Below are 16,133 nucleotides of genomic sequence, written 5' to 3' on the forward strand. Positions count from 1 at the left end.
GATACTATGACCGAAGAACAAACAAACCCCGCCGAGAGCAGCACGAACGGCGAGGGCCCGACCCATTCGGGCTTTGTGGCCCTGATCGGTGCGACCAATGCCGGCAAGTCCACGCTGGTCAACCGCCTCGTCGGCGCCAAGGTGTCGATCGTCAGCCACAAGGTGCAGACGACGCGCGCCATCGTGCGCGGCATCGCCATCCACAACAATGCGCAGATCGTCTTCATGGACACGCCCGGCATCTTCAAGCCGCGCCGCAGGCTCGACCGCGCCATGGTGACGACCGCCTGGGGCGGCGCCAAGGATGCCGACTTCATCATGTTCCTGATCGACAGCGAGCGGGGCCTGAAGGGCGATGCGGAAAAGATCCTGGAGGGCCTGAAAGAGGTCCACCAGCCAAAAATCCTCGTGCTGAACAAGGTCGACCGGGTGAACCCGGAGGACCTCCTGAAGCTCACGGCCGCGGTGAACGAGGTCGTGTCCTTCGAACGCACCTTCATGGTCTCGGCGCTGACCGGCTCTGGCTGCGACGACGTCATGGACTACCTCGCCGCCGCCCTGCCGGAAGGCCCGTGGTACTATCCGGAAGACCAGATCTCCGACCTGCCGATGCGCCAGCTCGCAGCCGAGATCACCCGCGAAAAACTCTTCCTGCGCCTGCACCAGGAGCTTCCCTATTCCTCGCATGTCGAGACGGAAAACTGGGAAGAGCGCAAGGACGGCTCGGTGCGCATCGAGCAGGTGATCTATGTCGAGCGCGACAGCCAGAAGAAGATCGCACTCGGCAAGAACGGCGATGCGATCAAGGCGATCTCGATGGCATCCCGCAAGGAACTGTCGGAAATCCTCGAACAGCCCGTGCACCTTTTCCTCTTCGTGAAAGTGCGCGAGAACTGGGGCGACGACCCGGCCCGCTTCCGCGAGATGGGCCTCGATTTTCCGACGTCGTGACGGTTACGGCCGCGCCTTGATGGCGGAGACGACCTCCAGGATACGGTTCGTCCAGATATAACCGGGAAATTGTTCGGGCAGGTCTTCCACCTGTTCGGCCGTGTCGATTCCGGCCGAGCCGCCGCCGCCGGAATAGGGGCCGACGAGGATGACGTCGCTGCCGGCATCCCGCATGCGGGTCATGAAGCGGTTCGGCCAGCCCCAGAGCAGCCAGGCATAGTTGCTCGGCACCGGTACCAGCGTGTTGCGGCAGGCCTCCGGCACATAGCCGATCCAGCCGGTCGCAAGATAATGCAGCAGGCAATCCTTGGCCGACGTGCGGGTGTAACCCTTGAGGCCGGGCAGGGCGGCAAGCGCCGCATCCGTCGGCTCGCCCCCGCCATAGACGCCGAAGACTTTTTCGCGCCAGGCCGGGTTGGCGTTCAGCAATGCCGCCAGCGCCTCGCCTTCCTCCGCCCGCCGGCTCTTGAAATTGATCAGCAGCGGGCCTGCCGGATTGGCGGCGAAGATATCCTCCAGCATCGGCATCTGCCCGACGCCCTTGCCGCGGAACGGATAGGTCTTGCCGCCATCCGCCGTATAGCCGTAACCGATGTCGAGCGTCTTCAGCACCGCGCTGTCGGTTTCCTCGGTCACGCCCTGGCCGTTCGTGCGGCAATTAAGCGTCCAGTCGTGGAAGACTGCGAATTTCTTGTCGGGCGTCAGGTGCACGTCGATCTCGACGACCGCGGCACCGGCCGCAAAGGCGGCCTGCATGCCGGCAACCGTATTTTCCAGATAGTCGTGTGTCGGCGGATCGATCAGCGTCGCCGTGCAGGTATCGTTGTCGAGCTCTTCACGGCCATAGGTCTGGTGGACGCCGCGATGCGCGAGAAGCCTTGTCTCGCCCTCCGGCGCGTTGGCAATCAGCGAACTGTTGAAGGACCAGACGAGAAGCGCGAGGCCCAGCAAGAAGATCGGCGTGTTTTTCATGAAGTTCCTCCAGCGGCCCCGTCACAGGGATAGGGGCTCGCTGGAGGCACTGCAAGTCGCGGAAAATGGTCAGGCGCTGGCGCGCCGCTCCGGGGTCAGTGCGGCCTCGCGGGCCTTTTCGACGAGCCGCTGCATCGCCCAGATGCCGATCTCTTCCAGGGTGAGGGGACGGCTGATGAGATAGCCCTGGTAGAGGTCGCAGCCGGCGGCGGCGAGCAGCGCCATCTTCTCCGTCGTGTCGACGCCCTCGGCGATGACCGACATGTCCTGCGCATGGCAGAGCGCGACGAGGGCGCGCAGCGTCGGCAGTGCCGCCGAGCGCGTCAGGCTTTCGACCAGTTCGCGGTCGAGCTTGATGGTCTCGGCCGGGTACTCGATGATCTGCTGCACCGAGGTATAGCCGGCGCCGAAATCATCGATCGAAATGCGGAAGCCGCGGGCGCGGAGAATCTCGATGTTGCGGCGGGACTGATCACCCAGCTTCACCGCGAAGGTTTCGGTGAGCTCGATCTCGATCATGCGCGCATCGACGCCGTGGCGGTCGGCGCATTCGCAGAAATGGTCGCTGATCGACTTGGTATAGAGTTCGGCCGACGAGATGTTGATGCAGAGGATCGTCTCGGGGCCGAAAAGCTTGCGGATATGGCTGTGCTCCGACATCGCCCGGTCGATGACCCACCAGTCGATCTTGCTGAACAGGCCGGTCGTCTCGGCGATGGGGATGAATTCGTCCGGTGTGACGCGGCCGAGCACCGGCGAGGTCCAGCGCAGGAGCGCCTCGCAGCCCGTCACCTTGCCGTGGCCGTCGACGATCGGCATGTAGACGAGGTGGAATTCCCGGTCCGGTTCGAGGACGCGCAGTTCCTCCTCGATACGGCGCTGGCGGTTGCGTTTTTCGTGCAGGGAGCGGGAATAGCGGGCCGAGCCGTTCTTGCCCTGGGATTTCGCCTGGTACATCGCCGCGTCGGCATGCGCCACCAGTTCCGGCAGCGTGCGGGCATCTTCCGGATAGACCGCGATGCCGATGCTGGCGGTGACCGGATAGGCCTTGTCCAGCACTTCGAAACCTTCGCCGAACAGCGCCAGGATGGCGTTGGAGATTTCCGTGATCGTGCCGCTGCCCGGCTGGCAGCGCAGCATGATGGCGAATTCATCGCCGGAAAGCCGGGCGAACAGGCCGTTCGGCAGGCCGCGTTCGCCAACGACGCGCTCCACGATATCGGAGATGCGGTCGGCCAGCGTCTTCAGAAGCTCATCGCCGATCTTGTGGCCGTGTTTGTCGTTGACGAACTTGAAATTGTCCACGTCGATGAAGAGCAGGGTGCAGCCGATATCCTCGGCCTCCGCCTCTTCGAGGATCTGCGTCGAGCGGATGTTGAAATATTCGCGGTTGGAAATGCCGGTCAGCGTGTCGGTCCAGGAGGCGTTGCGCACGAGATCGAAGGACTTCATCGAATGGTCGTGCAGCCGCTTGACGTTTGCCGAGAGGCGTCCGATCTCGCCGGGTTCGTTCATCTCGGGCAGCGCGCTGCGGTTGCCGGTCATCACGTCGGTGAGCTGGCGGTCGAGGCTGGCGATCGGATTGGTGATGTAGCGGCGCACCAGGCCGAGCACGAGGATGATCGTGCAGAGGCTGAGTGCGATGGCGCCGAGCGCCAGAAGCGATTTCAGCGTCCAGAGCCGGTTTTCAAGATAGGATGGGTCCGGCGTCAGGCGCGCGAAGAGCGAGGGGCTGAGCGTTGCGGTCGCCGAAAGCGAGCCCTGCGCCAGAAGCTGGTGCTGCCCGATGTCGATCGTTGCGCCATATTCCTTTTCCAGCGCCCGCTTCATGTCGAGGAAGAGCTTCGGCCGGACCGCTGTCTGCACCAGGATCGCGCTGCTTTTGGCGCTGGCGACCGGGCGGTTGAAGGTCAGCGGGTCGATGAATTCCGAATGCACGATCAGCGGTTCCAGGCCGGCCGTGTTGAGATAGGACCAGGAGGAGAGCCGCGGGCTGTCGATGACCTGCTGCGCATGCGCGATCTGCTGCGGCGTGATCTCGGCGAACGGGTCGTCGCTATCCTCGAAATAATAATCCACCGTCAGCGGCGGACGTATGATCGCGACCGAGATGAAGCGTTTGCGGTCGTCGGTGAGCGAGGTGATGCTCTGCTGCAGCCGCACGCCGAGCGCGGTGTTGCGATAGGCAGCATCCGGCTCGTTGACGAAGAGGCGTACGGCGCCGCCTTCGACCAGCGAATAGATGAAGCTTCGGTTCTGCGTCACCTCGTTCTGGAAGACGGCGGTGAGCAGGCCCATCTGCTGCCACAGGCGCGCGCGCTCGAGCGCGAGGATCGACGAACCCTGCACGTAATAGATCAGTGCGCCGGCGAGCACGTAACCTGCCAGCACGACCGGGAAGATGAGGGAGAGGGCGCGTTTTCCGAGCGTCACTGATTCTGGGCCAGACTGCTGATGATGCGGCGGCGGGCCTGGACCGATTGAACGGTCAGTTCCTCCTGAAGCTGGCTCTTCGCCAGGATTTCCGGTGCCGCATAGATTTCGGGATTGGATCGCATGTCTTCCGGCAGCAGGGCGAGTGCGGCCGTGCTTGCGGTCGGCATGTTAAGCTTGACGGCGTTGCGCGCGCCGTTCTTGGCGTTGCTGATATAATCGACCAGCTTCAGCGCGAGGTCCTTGTTGTTCGAGCGGGCGCTGACGGAGATGCAGTCGAGCCAGGAGAGCGTGCCTTCCTTCGGCACGACGTAGCGCCAGAGGCCGGGCGAGGAGACCTTGTCGTTCAGCGTGTACTGGTCGCCGCTATAGCCGAGCGCCATGTGGATGTTCGGACCCTTGTCCGCGCTCTGGATCGAGGTGATGACATAGTCGTAGGTCAGCACGAAGGGGGCCTGTGCCTTCATCAGCTCGTAGGCTGCCTTCAGCGTCTCGTTGTCGTTGGCGTTCACCGATTTGCCGAGCAGCACCAGCGGGCCGACGAAGGCCTCGTTGTGGTCGTCATACATGGCGATATGGCCGCGCAGGCTTTCGGCCGGCCGCATGATGTCCGCCCAGGAGGTCGGCGGCGTGGTGATCTTGTCGGAGCGGTAGAGAATGCCCATCGTGCCCCAGAGATAGGGCACGCCGTAGCCGCCGCAGCGCTTCGACCAGTCTTGTGCGTAATCCTTCAGCGCCGGCACGTTTTCCGCGTCGAGCGCCATGATGACGCCGCGGTTTCCATAAAGCTTGGCACCGTTCTCGTTGGTCACGACCACATCGACATTGCTGTTGGGGTCGGCGAGGATTTCGTCGCGCGCGTCGCCGCTATCGTAGAAGGTCTGGCGCACCTCGATGCCCGTCTCGGCGGCCCAGTCGGCGAGGATCTGCTCGTCGATATAGGATTCCCAGATGAGCAGGTTGAGTGACGCCGCATGCGCGGGCCCTGCCGCGGCCAGGGCCGCCAGTGAAACTGCTGCAAGAACTGTTGCGCGCATGCCGATGGCCCCGTTGCAGTTGCGTGCGGGCAGGATAGTCGGCAAGACTTTATGAAGGGTTACAACCAGTAAGCCTATGTTGACGGCCGTTCAACCCTGGCACAGTTCTGCCACGCCCCGCCTTCCGTGATATATATTGTGGACGTGGCCGCCGGTCCGGGGCCTTTCGGTGGCCTGCCGGGGGCCGGCGCACTATGGTCGCCGCCCGCGCCACCCAGAGGAGTTCCCCATGGCCCCGACACCGCTCAAGATCGCGAACCTGATCGCCGCCGAGATCAAGGCGACCTCCGCGCAGGTTTCCGCCGCCGTGGGGCTGCTCGACGAGGGTGCCACGGTGCCCTTCATCGCGCGCTACCGTAAGGAAGTGACCGGCGGCCTCGACGACACGCAGCTTCGCACGCTCGCCGAACGGCTGACCTATCTCCGCGAACTGGAAGCCCGCCGCGCCTCCATCCTCGAATCGATCTCAGGGCAGGGCAAGCTGACGGACGAGCTGACCGCCAAGATCGCCGCCGTCACCACCAAGGCCGAACTCGAAGATATTTACCTGCCCTACAAGCCGAAGCGCCGCACCAAGGCGGAAATCGCCCGCGAACGCGGCCTCGGCCCGCTCGCCGAACAGATTCTCGCCGAGCGCGCGCTGGTGCCGGCGGAGCTGGCCGAAAAATTCCTCTCGGCCGAGGTGTCAGACGTCAAGACGGCGCTGGAAGGCGCGCGCGACATCGTCGCCGAGCAACTGACCGAAAATGCCGACCTGCTGAAGCGGCTGCGCGAATATATGAAGAGCAACGCCTTCCTGCGCGCCCGCGTGGTCGAGGGCAAGCAGGAGGCCGGCGCGAAGTTTTCCGACTATTTCGACCATACCGAACGCTGGGCGACGGTGCCGGGCCATCGCGCGCTCGCCATGCTGCGCGGCTGGAACGAGGAATTCCTGTCGGTCGACATCGTCGTCGACCAGGACAACACCGAACCGGTCAAACCTGTCGAGCGCATCATCGCCTCCTTCTATGCCATCGGCACGAAGCCCGGCGACAAGTGGCTAGCCGAAGTCATCGGCTGGACCTGGCGCGTGAAGCTCTCCATGTCGCTGTCGCTCGACCTGATGCGCGAGATGCGCGAGCGTTCGGAAGAAGAGGCGATCCGCGTTTTTGCCCGCAATCTCAAGGACCTGCTGCTTGCCGCCCCTGCCGGCACCCGCGCCACGATGGGCCTAGACCCGGGCATTCGTACCGGCGTCAAGGTCGCGGTGGTGGACAATACCGGCAAGGTGGTGGAGACGACGACCGTCTATCCGTTCCCGCCGAAAAACGACGTGCGCGGCACCCAGGCCGAAATCGCCTCGCTTATCCGCAAGCACAAGGTGGAGCTGATCTCGATCGGCAACGGCACCGGCAGCCGCGAGACCGAAAAGCTCGTCGCCGACCTGTTGGCACAGTTGCCCGCGCCAAAACCCACCAAGGTCATCGTTTCGGAAGCCGGTGCCTCGGTCTATTCCGCCTCGGAAACGGCGGCGGCCGAATTCCCCAATCTCGACGTCTCGCTGCGCGGCGCCGTCTCCATCGCGCGGCGATTGCAGGACCCGCTCGCCGAACTGGTGAAGATCGAGCCGAAGTCGATCGGCGTCGGCCAGTACCAGCACGATGTCGACCAGGGCAAGCTGTCGCGTTCGCTCGATGCCGTGGTTGAAGACGCAGTGAATGCCGTCGGCGTCGATCTCAACACGGCGTCGGCCCCGCTGCTCGCCCGCGTTTCCGGCCTCGGCAAATCGTCGGCGGAGGCGATCGTCGCGCATCGTGACGCCAACGGCCCGTTCGGAAGCCGCAAGGAACTGATGAAGGTTCCCCGCCTCGGTGCCCGCACCTTCGAACAGGCCGCCGGCTTCCTCCGCATCCCCAACGGCAAGGAGCCGCTCGACGCCTCGTCCGTGCATCCGGAAGCCTATGGCGTCGCGAAAAAGATCGTCGCCGCCTGTGGCCGCGACGTTCGCACGCTGATGGGCGACAGCGCGGCGCTCAAGCAGCTCGACCCGAAACTCTTCGTCGACGAGCGCTTCGGCCTGCCGACCGTCAAGGACATTCTCGCCGAACTGGAAAAGCCCGGCCGCGATCCGCGTCCGGAATTCAAGACGGCGACCTTTGCCGACGGCATCGACGACATCAAGGACCTGAAGCCCGGCATGTTGCTCGAAGGCACGGTGACCAATGTCGCCGCCTTCGGCGCCTTCGTCGATATCGGCGTGCACCAGGACGGCCTCGTGCACGTCTCGCAACTGGCGGACCGCTTCGTCAAGGATCCGCATGAGGTGGTGAAGGCGGGCGACGTGGTGAAGGTGCGCGTCACCGAAGTGGACGTGCCGCGCAAGCGCATCGGCCTGACCATGCGCAAGGAGGGCGGCGAGCCGGCACCGCGCGACAACGCGTCCCGCAACGATAAAAATGCGCAGATGAAGCCGAAATTCGCCCAGGCGGCGCCGAAGCAGCAGGCGCCGTCGCAGGGTGCCTTCGGCGCAGCGCTTGCCGAGGCGATGAAGCGGAAGTAAGCCCAAATTTTCCTAATGGCTGCCGGCAGAAATCGTCGTTTGTTTTGACCCGCCCGCTTTCGCATAGTCGCGGCATGGGCGGGCTCAAACGGGCCGGGCGGGCGTAGTCACGCTCCCGGCGCCGACAGACAGGACAGAAACATGACGATCACCCTTTCACGCCGGCAGGCGATTGCCGGCGCTCTCTTTGCCGTTCCCGCGGTGTCCGTGCTGGCAGGTGCCGCCGGTGCGGCGACGGGCGACAGCCTGGAAAAGCGGCTTGCCGCGCTGGAAGCGCGCCATGGCGGCCGCATCGGCGTTGCCATACTTAATCTCGCGACGGGCGCGCGGCTTGGCCATCGCACGGACGAGCGCTTCCTGATGTGCAGCACCTTCAAGGCGCTGTTGGCCGGGCATATCCTCGCCCGCGTCGACCGCGAGGAAGAGACGCTCGACCGGCGCATCACCGTCAAGAAAGCGGACCTTGTCGACTATGCGCCGGTGGTGGAAAAGCGCGTCGGCGGCAGCATTTCCGTTGCCGAGCTCTGCGAGGCGACCATCACGCTCAGCGACAATGCAGCTGCAAACATCTTGCTGGCCGGTTCCGGCGGGCCGAAGGCGGTGACGCAGTTCCTGCGCGGCCTTGGCGACGAGATCACTCGCCTCGACCGCACGGAGCCGACGCTCAACTATCGCGAAACGCCGGACGACGAGCGCGACACGACGACCCCGGTCGCCATGGTTGAGACGCTGCGCAAGCTGATCTTCGGCGACGTCCTTTCGCCGCGCTCGAAGGCGCAGCTCGCCGCCTGGCTCGTCATGAACAAGACCGGCGACACCCGGCTGCGCGCCGGTTTCCCGGCCGACTGGACGACCGGCGACAAGACCGGCACCAACGGCGACAAGGCCGGCAATGCCAATGACGTGGCCGTCGCCTGGTCGCCGGACCGCGGCGCCATCATCGTCAGCGCTTTCTGCGAAATCCCCGGCATTTCGGGCGATGAGCGCAACGCCCTCATCGCCGAAATCGGCCGCATCGCCGTCGACGTCTGATCGCAGGGCGCCGCCCATGCGGCGGCGCCTCAGCCCTCCAGTTCGCCCTTCAAGGCCGACAGCACGTTCATCGCGTGGCCGGCATATTGGCTGATCCACCGATCGTGGATCGCCTGGATCGGCAGCGCATTGAGGTGGTTCCAGCGCTCGCGGCCCTCGCGGCGCGGAAGCACGAGATCCGCCTCTTCCAGCACCTTCAGGTGCTGCATCACCGTGCAGCGGTCCATCTCCGGAAATCTTTCGCACAGGGCGCCCGTCGTCAGCGGCGCGTGTTTGATCGCATCCAGCATCTGCCGGCGGTTGGCGTTGGCGAGCGCCTTGAACACGGCGTCCTCTTTCGATTCGCTTGACATGTTATGTTTTTATAACATATTTTGAGCGGGCACAAGCAGAGGAGGGCGCTTTCGCCCCGAAGGAGGACGGCATGACGCTGGAATTTCGCGTGAACGGGCGGATCGGCAAGCCGGTCGCCGACGTCTTCGACGCCGTGGTCAATCCGCAAAAGCTGAGCGGCTATTTCACCACCATCGGCGGCGCGAGCGCGCCGCTCGTCGAAGGCACGACGGTCACCTGGTGGGGCATGGCCCCGGTCATCGTCGACAAGGTGGAGGAGAACGCACTCATCGTCTTCCGCTGGGATGCGATGGTCGAGGAGGGGGAGGACCCCTACAAGACGCGCGTCGAGATGCGCTTCAAGGCGCTGGACGACGGCGGCACGATGGTGACCATCGCCGAGACGGGCTGGCGCGAGAACGGACGCGGCCAGAAATCATCCTACATGAATTGCGAGGGCTGGTCGCAGATGCTCGCCTGCATGAAGGCCTATGTCGAATACGGCATCAATTTGCGCGAGGGCTATTACCCGAGCGAGCTCAAGGGCGTCGTCGCCGCCGAGCAGCAGGATTACACCTGAGGAGAAGATTATGACTGCAAACATCAAGGGCGGTATCAACATCGCCATGAAGGTGCCGTCGCACCAATACGAGGCGACGATCGCCTTCTACCGCGACATCGTCGGCCTCGAACCCTTCGACGACAAGGCGCCCGCCGCGGGCTTTCACCTCGGCCCGAACCGGCTGTGGATCGACGAGGCACCGACTTTCAGCCAGGCGGAAGTCTGGCTCGAACTCTTCACGCCGGACCACAAGGTGGCGCTCGGCCATCTGGAGAAGAACGGCGCCGTGCGCTGCGACGCCATCGAGGATCTCGGCGAGGGCTTTCGCGGCGGCTGGATCATGAACCCGGCCAATGTCGTGCACATGGTGCGCGAGCCCGACGCCTGGTAGTTCTTATATCGCGGCCGGCGGCGTCAAACCGTCGGCGGCCGCCATCGGCATGGGCTCGTCCACCGGCGCATGATGCTGGAGGACCACGACGCGGCTTCCGGTCGGCACGCGGCCATAGAGATCGATGATATCCTGGTTGAACAGCCGGATGCAGCCGCTCGACACCGCCTTGCCGATCGACCACGGCTCGGACGTGCCGTGGATGCGGAAGAGCGTGTCCTTGCCGTCCTTGTGAAGATAAAGCGCGCGCGGGCCAAGCGGATTGGTCAGCCCCGGCTCCATGCCGCCCGCCCATTTCAGGTTCCGCTCCGGCTCTCGCGCGATCATGTTCTGCGTCGGCGTCCAGCGCGGCCATTCCGCCTTGCGGCCGATGCGCGCGCCGCCCTCGAATTCCAGGCCCGCCTTGCCGACGCCGATGCCATAGCGCAGCGCCATGCCGCCATCCTGCACGAGGTAGAGGAAGCGGTCCTGCGTATCGATGACGATCGTGCCGGCCGGCTCCGCCGTCTGGTAGGCGACGAGCTGACGGAAATATTTCGGGTTCACCCGGCTGATATCCATGCCCGGCAGCGGAAAACGTTCCTCCGGCTGCGGCCCGTACATCGCCACATGCAACGGGTCTGGCCCCTTTTTCACCGGCTTGGCGGTGGTGCCGCAGCCGGCGAGCGTGGCGGCAAGGGCCAGGAGGGCGAGGGCGCGGAGGGGGGACACACACATGAGTTGGGCACCTGTCTTTTTGATTCCGAAGCTGGCCTGTCGGCCTTGCCGCGGTTCTTTGAAGCCAAAGCCGGCATCGGCAGGGCGAGAAGAAAGCGAAACTGTGGCAAGGGCTTAGGTGTGGCGGCAAGGCCACGCGTCGTTCCGCCGCAGCAGGTTTCGTGCCGTCGCGAGGGCGTGCCGGGGCATGCGCGCCCGCTTGCCCCCAACCGGCCGAGAGCGTAAGGCTTGGCGCATGCAATGGAGTGATGAGGCCATCGTTCTGGGCGTTCGGCGCCATGGCGAGACGTCGGTGATCGTCGAGGTGATGACGCGCGAGCGCGGGCGCCATCTCGGCATGGTGCGCGGCGGGCGCTCGCGGACCATGCAGCCGGTGCTCCAGCCGGGCAATTCCGTCGAGGTGACATGGCGGGCGCGGCTCGACGAACATCTCGGCGAGTTCCGCATCGAGCCGCTGGAACTGCGCGCCGGGCGGCTGATGGAGACGGCGACCGCCGTCTATGGCGTGCAGGCCATGGCGGCGCTGCTGCGCTTCCTGCCGGAGCGCGATCCGCATCCCCATCTCTATGAAGCGCTCTCCGTCATCCTCGACCACCTGCACGAACCGGCCGATGCCGGCGAGCTTTTCGTGCGCTTCGAGCTGGCCGTCCTGAACGACCTCGGTTTCGGCCTCGACCTGCTCGAATGCGCGGCGACCGGCACGCGCGACGACCTCTGCTACGTTTCGCCGAAATCCGGCCGCGCCGTCTCGCGCAATGCCGGCGCGCCCTGGGCGGCCAAGATGCTGGCGCTGCCCGCCTTCCTCGGCGACGAGAGCCGGCATGCAGCGGATGTGACGGCGCTTGCCGACGGCTTCCGCCTGACGGCCTACTTCCTCAACCGGCATGTCTGCGAACCGCGCGGGCTGGAGCTTGCCGACGCCCGCGAGGGCTTCGTGCAGGCGGCGCTGAAGGCACTGACGCCGAAACACGAACAACCGAAAGAGGCGAGTGCATGACGGTCGAAATCTATCCGGGGCTGACGGTGGGCAGCGTCGGCACGCTGCCCTTCGACGTGGTGAAGCGCGACGGCGGGCTGAAAGTGTTGCACGCCATGCTCGCCGGCGACCTGCCGGCGCCGCCCATGGCGAAGACCCTCGCCTTCAGCATGACCGAGGTGGAGGAGGGCCGCGTCGTCTTTTCCGGCATGCCGTCGGCCGATCACCTCAACCCGCTCGGCACCGTGCATGGCGGCTGGACGGCGACGGTGATGGATTCCGCACTCGGCTGCGCCGTCTTCTCGGTCATCAAGCCGGGCGAGGCCTATACGACGATCGAGTTCAAGCTGAACCTCGTGCGCCCCGTGCTGCCCGGCATGGGCGAAGTGTTCTGCGAGGGAAAAATCATCCACCGCGGCCGCACCATCGCCACCTCCGAAGCGTGGCTGCGCGACGGCAAGGGCAAGCTGCTCGCCCACGGCACGGAAACCTGCGCCATCTTCCCGATCGAGAATTTGACGCGCTGACGGCGAAGAGATCAACGCGCTGAAACGTAACCCCGTTTGGCGTTTGGAAAAAACCGGGTAGTGTCGCCACCCTGAAGTGTGCCGTGCTGGAGTTGCAATGCTCGAAATCCTATCCCTGGTCGCTATCGGCCTGGCTCTCTACACCCTCAATGCCTCCCGCAACTCCGCCCAGAAGATCGGCGAAGAGGTGATGCGGCTGAAGCGCGAGGTCGAGGCGCTGAAGGCTGGCGGGGTGCTGGTGCCGGCAGCGGAAGGGGCGGGCGAGGCGTCCGTGGAGGTGGCGGAGGCCGCGCGCGAGGCGGCGGCGGATGAGCCGGCCGAAACCCCGTTCGCAGGCCCTTGGGCCGGCCCGAAGCCGGTTACGTCGGACGACGTCGAAAAGGGCCGCGCAGTCTTCGGCGGCGCAACGCCCGCCGAAGCGTCGGCCGCCAGCGAGACAGCGGAGGAAGCCGTTGCAGCGCAGCCCGTTGCCGCCCCGGTCAAGCCGAAGGAAAGTTTCGAAAGCCGCATCGGCGCGCGCTGGGCTGTCTGGGTGGGCGGCATCGCGCTGGCGCTCGGCGGCATCTTCATGGTCAAATATTCGATCGAGGCGGGGCTGCTCAGCCCGGCGGTGCGCCTGTCGCTCGCCGCGGTCTTCGGCCTAGTCCTGATGGCGGTCGGCGAGTTCGTGCGCCGCCGCACCCAGCCGCTCATCGCCAATGCCTTCCAGAACGCCATGATCCCCGGCGTGCTCACCGCCGCCGGCGCCATCACGCTCTTCGCCGTCACCTATGTTTCCTACGAATTCTACGGCTATGTCGGCCCGGTCGCGGCCTTCGTGCTGCTCGCTGCCGTCTCCTTCGCGACGATCGGCCTGTCGCTGCTGCACGGCCAGGCGCTGGCCGGCCTCGGCCTGCTCGCCTCCATGCTGACGCCCGCGCTGGTCTCGACCGACGAGCCGAGCGCCTGGAGCCTCTTCGGCTTCCTCTCCGTCGCCTGGCTCGCCACCTTCGCCGCCTCGCGCATCCGCCACTGGCAGGTCGTGCCGGCGCTCGCCAATGGCGGCATGGCGCTCTGGGCCTTGCTCTACCTGGCCGGGGCCGAAACTGTCGATGTCGTGCCGGTGCTCGCCGCCCTGCTGGTGCTCGTTCTCGGCCATGGCCTGATCTGGCCGGGCGCTATCGCGTTCGACGACACGCCAGTAGCCGCCGGTGCCGCGCCCGCCGATCCTTTCGACAAGCTGCTCGCCCCGCCCGCCGTCGCGGTGTCGCTGACCGGCGCGCTCGCCGTCGTCTTTCCGGCGCTGGTGCTCGCAAGCCGGGTACCGACGATCACCCATGCGGATTACGGCTTCGTCATCCTGGTGATGGCGCTGGCGGTGCTCGGCGCCCTGCGCGGCTGGGCGATCTATCCTGCCATCTTCTCCGCAATCGGCGCCGTCGTCGGTGTCACAACGATGGTGGCGCTGCCGGGCGGCGCGCTGATCGATACGTTCGGCGGGCTGGCACCCCCGACGCTGGAAGGCACCACGCCTATTCCGGTCCTGGGTGCTGCCCCAGTCACCCTGCTGCTGGTCCTCGCGGTGGCCTATGCCGCCGTCGGTCTCGCGGCGGTGCGCCTGCGCATCGCGGGCTCGTCCCATTTCGGGGCGCTGTGGAGCCTGTTGGCGCCGGCCGTGCCCTTTGCGGTGCTCGCCGTCAGCTTCCTCAATTTCGGCAATCTCTCGTTCGACGCGAAACACGGCCTCCTCGCCGTGCTGCTCGGCCTCGTCTTCTTCGCCGCGGCGGAAACCTTTTCCCGCGAACGGACGGAGGAGGGCGGCCTGTTCATCCCGCAATGGACGCTTGCCGCCGGCGGCTTCGCCTTCCTTGTTCTGGCGCTGCACGCGCTGACGGACGGCCTCTTCACGACGCTCGGCGTCGCGGCTCTCGGCACCGCGGCCGTCTTTGCGACACGCGTTCGCGCCTGGCCGGTGCTGCCCTGGCTGATGGCGGGTGCCGCCGCGGTCGTTGTCGGCCGCATCGCCTGGGAGCCGACCATCGTCGGCGCCGCAAACCTTTCCAAGACGCCGGTCTTCAACCAGCTCCTCGCCGGCTACGGCATCCCGGCCGCACTTCTCGCACTCTCCGCCTTCGAGCTGCGCCGCTGGCCGGGCGAGCGCATCCGTAACCTGCTCCAGGCGCTGGCCAGCCTCTTCCTGCTCCTGACCGCCGCGATCCTCGTGCGCCACGGCATGAATGGCGGCGTGCTCGACAGTTCCGTGCCGACGCTCGGCGAGCAGGCGACCTATACGCTCTTGGTCATCGGCGCTTCGGCGATCATGATGTCGCTCGATCTCAAGTCGCCGAGCCCCGTCTTCCGCTATGGCTCCATGGCGGTCGGCGTGCTCTCGGTTTTCTCTATCGCCAGCGCCCATTTCATCGGCCTCAACCCCTATTTCACCGGCGAACTGCTCGGCAAATGGCCGTTCGTCGACCTGCTGCTCGTGGGCTACCTGCTGCCCGGCATCGCCTATGGCGGCCTCGCCTGGTATGCGCGCTGCCGGCGGCCGATGCCCTATGTCATCATGCTGGCGCTGGCCGGCGTGGCGCTCGCCTTCGCCTGGGTCACGCTTTCGGTGCGCCGCTACTGGCATGGCGAGGGCATTGCGGACTGGAAGGGGTTCCTCCAGCCGGAGACCTACACCTATTCCGTCGTCTGGCTGCTGCTCGGCGTGGCGCTCCTCGTCGTCGGCTCGAAGTTCGATTCGAAGAGCATTCGCCTGGCCTCGGCCGGCCTCGTGCTGATCGCGGTGGTCAAAGTCTTCCTGATCGACATGGCCAACCTCGAAGGCATCTTGCGCGCGCTCTCCTTCATCGGGCTCGGCGCGGTGCTGATCGGCATCGGGCTGTTCTACCAGAAAATCCTCTCCGGAAAGTCCGGGACCAGCGAAAAGGCGGAATTGAACGCCGAGGCGTGACAGGTTAGGTCTCGGGCAATCGAAACCGGATCGCCCATGTCCTTCACCTGCCTTGCCGCCGCCTTTTCACCCCTCGGGGATCTCGCCGAGCGACTCTTACCGCAGGCCTTCGCCGCCGATGACGGCTCGCATGACGCCGCGCACCTGATCCGCGTGTGGAAGAACGCGCGTCGCATCCAGGCGGAGGAGGGCGGCGACCGGCGACTTCTGGCGGCCGCCGTGCTGCTGCACGATTGCGTGGCGGTGGAAAAGAATTCGCCGCTGCGCATGCAGGCGTCCCGCCTTGCGGCCGAAAAGGCCTCCGCCCTGCTTGCCGCCGAGGACTGGAATGCCGCGGATGTGGCGGCGGTCGGCCACGCCATCCTCACGCACAGCTTTTCCGCCAATATCGCGCCGGAAACGCTGGAGGCGAAGATAGTGCAGGATGCCGACCGGCTCGACGCGATCGGCATGGTGGGAGCCGCACGCTGCTTCTACATTGCCGGGCGCATGGGCAGCGGCCTCTACGATCCCCTGGACCCGCTCGCCGAACACCGCCCGTTGGACGACAAGGCCTTCGCCATCGATCATTTCGAGGTCAAGCTCTTCAAGCTGGCGGATGGTTTCCAGACGGCGGCGGGCGCGCGCATGGCCGGCGAGCGCACGGCGCGCCTGCGCACGATCCGCGACATGCTTCTGGATGAAATCTGAAGAAAAACATGCTTTTGTGACACCGGATTGAATCG

The 16,133-nt window shown here is 65.5% G+C and carries 14 protein-coding genes; 9 read left to right on the top strand and 5 right to left on the bottom strand.

Annotated features, from left to right (window positions below; translation table 11 throughout):
- Window positions 1–6: 6 nt before the first annotated feature.
- Window positions 7–951, top strand: coding sequence for a GTPase Era (era, locus tag AC1Q6Z_RS19140; RefSeq protein ID WP_439630569.1), 945 nt, complete (start codon window positions 7–9; stop codon window positions 949–951).
- 3 nt (window positions 952–954) lie between these two features.
- On the opposite strand, the gene AC1Q6Z_RS19145 is transcribed toward era, so the two are convergent.
- The 3 genes from AC1Q6Z_RS19145 to AC1Q6Z_RS19155 form a co-directional block, all read right to left on the bottom strand.
- Window positions 955–1,923: a glycerophosphodiester phosphodiesterase family protein gene (locus tag AC1Q6Z_RS19145; RefSeq protein WP_492648893.1), complete on the bottom strand. Its 969-nt coding sequence runs from the start codon at window positions 1,921–1,923 to the stop codon at window positions 955–957.
- 69 nt (window positions 1,924–1,992) lie between these two features.
- Entirely contained in the window at window positions 1,993–4,356 is a 2,364-nt protein-coding gene (locus AC1Q6Z_RS19150) for a putative bifunctional diguanylate cyclase/phosphodiesterase (protein ID WP_492648894.1), read from the bottom strand.
- A complete protein-coding gene (locus AC1Q6Z_RS19155; protein WP_256118780.1) occupies window positions 4,353–5,393 on the bottom strand; it encodes a polyamine ABC transporter substrate-binding protein in 1,041 nt (346 codons plus the stop codon). The genes AC1Q6Z_RS19150 and AC1Q6Z_RS19155 overlap by 4 nt, the downstream gene beginning before the upstream one ends.
- A 229-nt stretch (window positions 5,394–5,622) precedes the next feature.
- On the opposite strand from AC1Q6Z_RS19155, the gene AC1Q6Z_RS19160 reads away from it, so the two are divergent.
- Entirely contained in the window at window positions 5,623–7,932 is a 2,310-nt protein-coding gene (locus tag AC1Q6Z_RS19160) for a Tex family protein (RefSeq protein WP_492648895.1), read from the top strand.
- Window positions 7,933–8,073: 141 nt separating this feature from the next.
- Window positions 8,074–8,964, top strand: coding sequence for a BKC/GPC family carbapenem-hydrolyzing class A beta-lactamase (gene bla, locus AC1Q6Z_RS19165; protein ID WP_492648896.1), 891 nt, complete (start codon window positions 8,074–8,076; stop codon window positions 8,962–8,964).
- 29 nt (window positions 8,965–8,993) lie between these two features.
- On the opposite strand, the gene AC1Q6Z_RS19170 is transcribed toward bla, so the two are convergent.
- A complete protein-coding gene (locus tag AC1Q6Z_RS19170; RefSeq protein WP_492648897.1) occupies window positions 8,994–9,317 on the bottom strand; it encodes an ArsR/SmtB family transcription factor in 324 nt (107 codons plus the stop codon).
- A 71-nt stretch (window positions 9,318–9,388) separates the two neighbouring features.
- Here AC1Q6Z_RS19170 and AC1Q6Z_RS19175 point away from each other — a divergent pair, with 71 nt between their 5' ends.
- Window positions 9,389–9,877: an SRPBCC domain-containing protein gene (locus tag AC1Q6Z_RS19175; RefSeq protein WP_492648898.1), complete on the top strand. Its 489-nt coding sequence runs from the start codon at window positions 9,389–9,391 to the stop codon at window positions 9,875–9,877.
- 10 nt (window positions 9,878–9,887) lie between these two features.
- A complete protein-coding gene (locus AC1Q6Z_RS19180) occupies window positions 9,888–10,250 on the top strand; it encodes a hypothetical protein (RefSeq protein WP_492648899.1) in 363 nt (120 codons plus the stop codon).
- 3 nt (window positions 10,251–10,253) lie between these two features.
- Here the strand turns inward: AC1Q6Z_RS19180 and AC1Q6Z_RS19185 are convergent, their stop codons facing one another.
- A complete protein-coding gene (locus AC1Q6Z_RS19185; RefSeq protein WP_492648900.1) occupies window positions 10,254–10,967 on the bottom strand; it encodes a L,D-transpeptidase in 714 nt (237 codons plus the stop codon).
- Window positions 10,968–11,202: 235 nt separating this feature from the next.
- Between AC1Q6Z_RS19185 and recO the strand changes: the two genes are divergently transcribed.
- The 4 genes from recO to AC1Q6Z_RS19205 all read left to right on the top strand — a co-directional run bounded on the left by recO (window position 11,203) and on the right by AC1Q6Z_RS19205 (window position 16,098).
- On the top strand, window positions 11,203–11,964 hold the full coding sequence (gene recO, locus AC1Q6Z_RS19190; protein WP_256118787.1) for a DNA repair protein RecO: 762 nt from the start codon (window positions 11,203–11,205) through the stop codon (window positions 11,962–11,964).
- Entirely contained in the window at window positions 11,961–12,470 is a 510-nt protein-coding gene (locus tag AC1Q6Z_RS19195; RefSeq protein ID WP_492648901.1) for a PaaI family thioesterase, read from the top strand. The genes recO and AC1Q6Z_RS19195 overlap by 4 nt, the downstream gene beginning before the upstream one ends.
- Window positions 12,471–12,567: 97 nt before the next feature.
- Complete coding sequence (locus AC1Q6Z_RS19200; protein WP_492648902.1) at window positions 12,568–15,408, top strand: DUF2339 domain-containing protein; 2,841 nt, start codon at window positions 12,568–12,570, stop codon at window positions 15,406–15,408.
- Window positions 15,409–15,444: 36 nt separating this feature from the next.
- Window positions 15,445–16,098 (top strand): HD domain-containing protein, encoded by a 654-nt coding sequence (locus AC1Q6Z_RS19205; RefSeq protein WP_492648903.1) that lies wholly within the window; start codon window positions 15,445–15,447, stop codon window positions 16,096–16,098.
- Window positions 16,099–16,133 lie beyond the last annotated feature (35 nt).

It is taken from the genome of Shinella sp. GW835-FHT14H05, assembly GCF_058793575.1.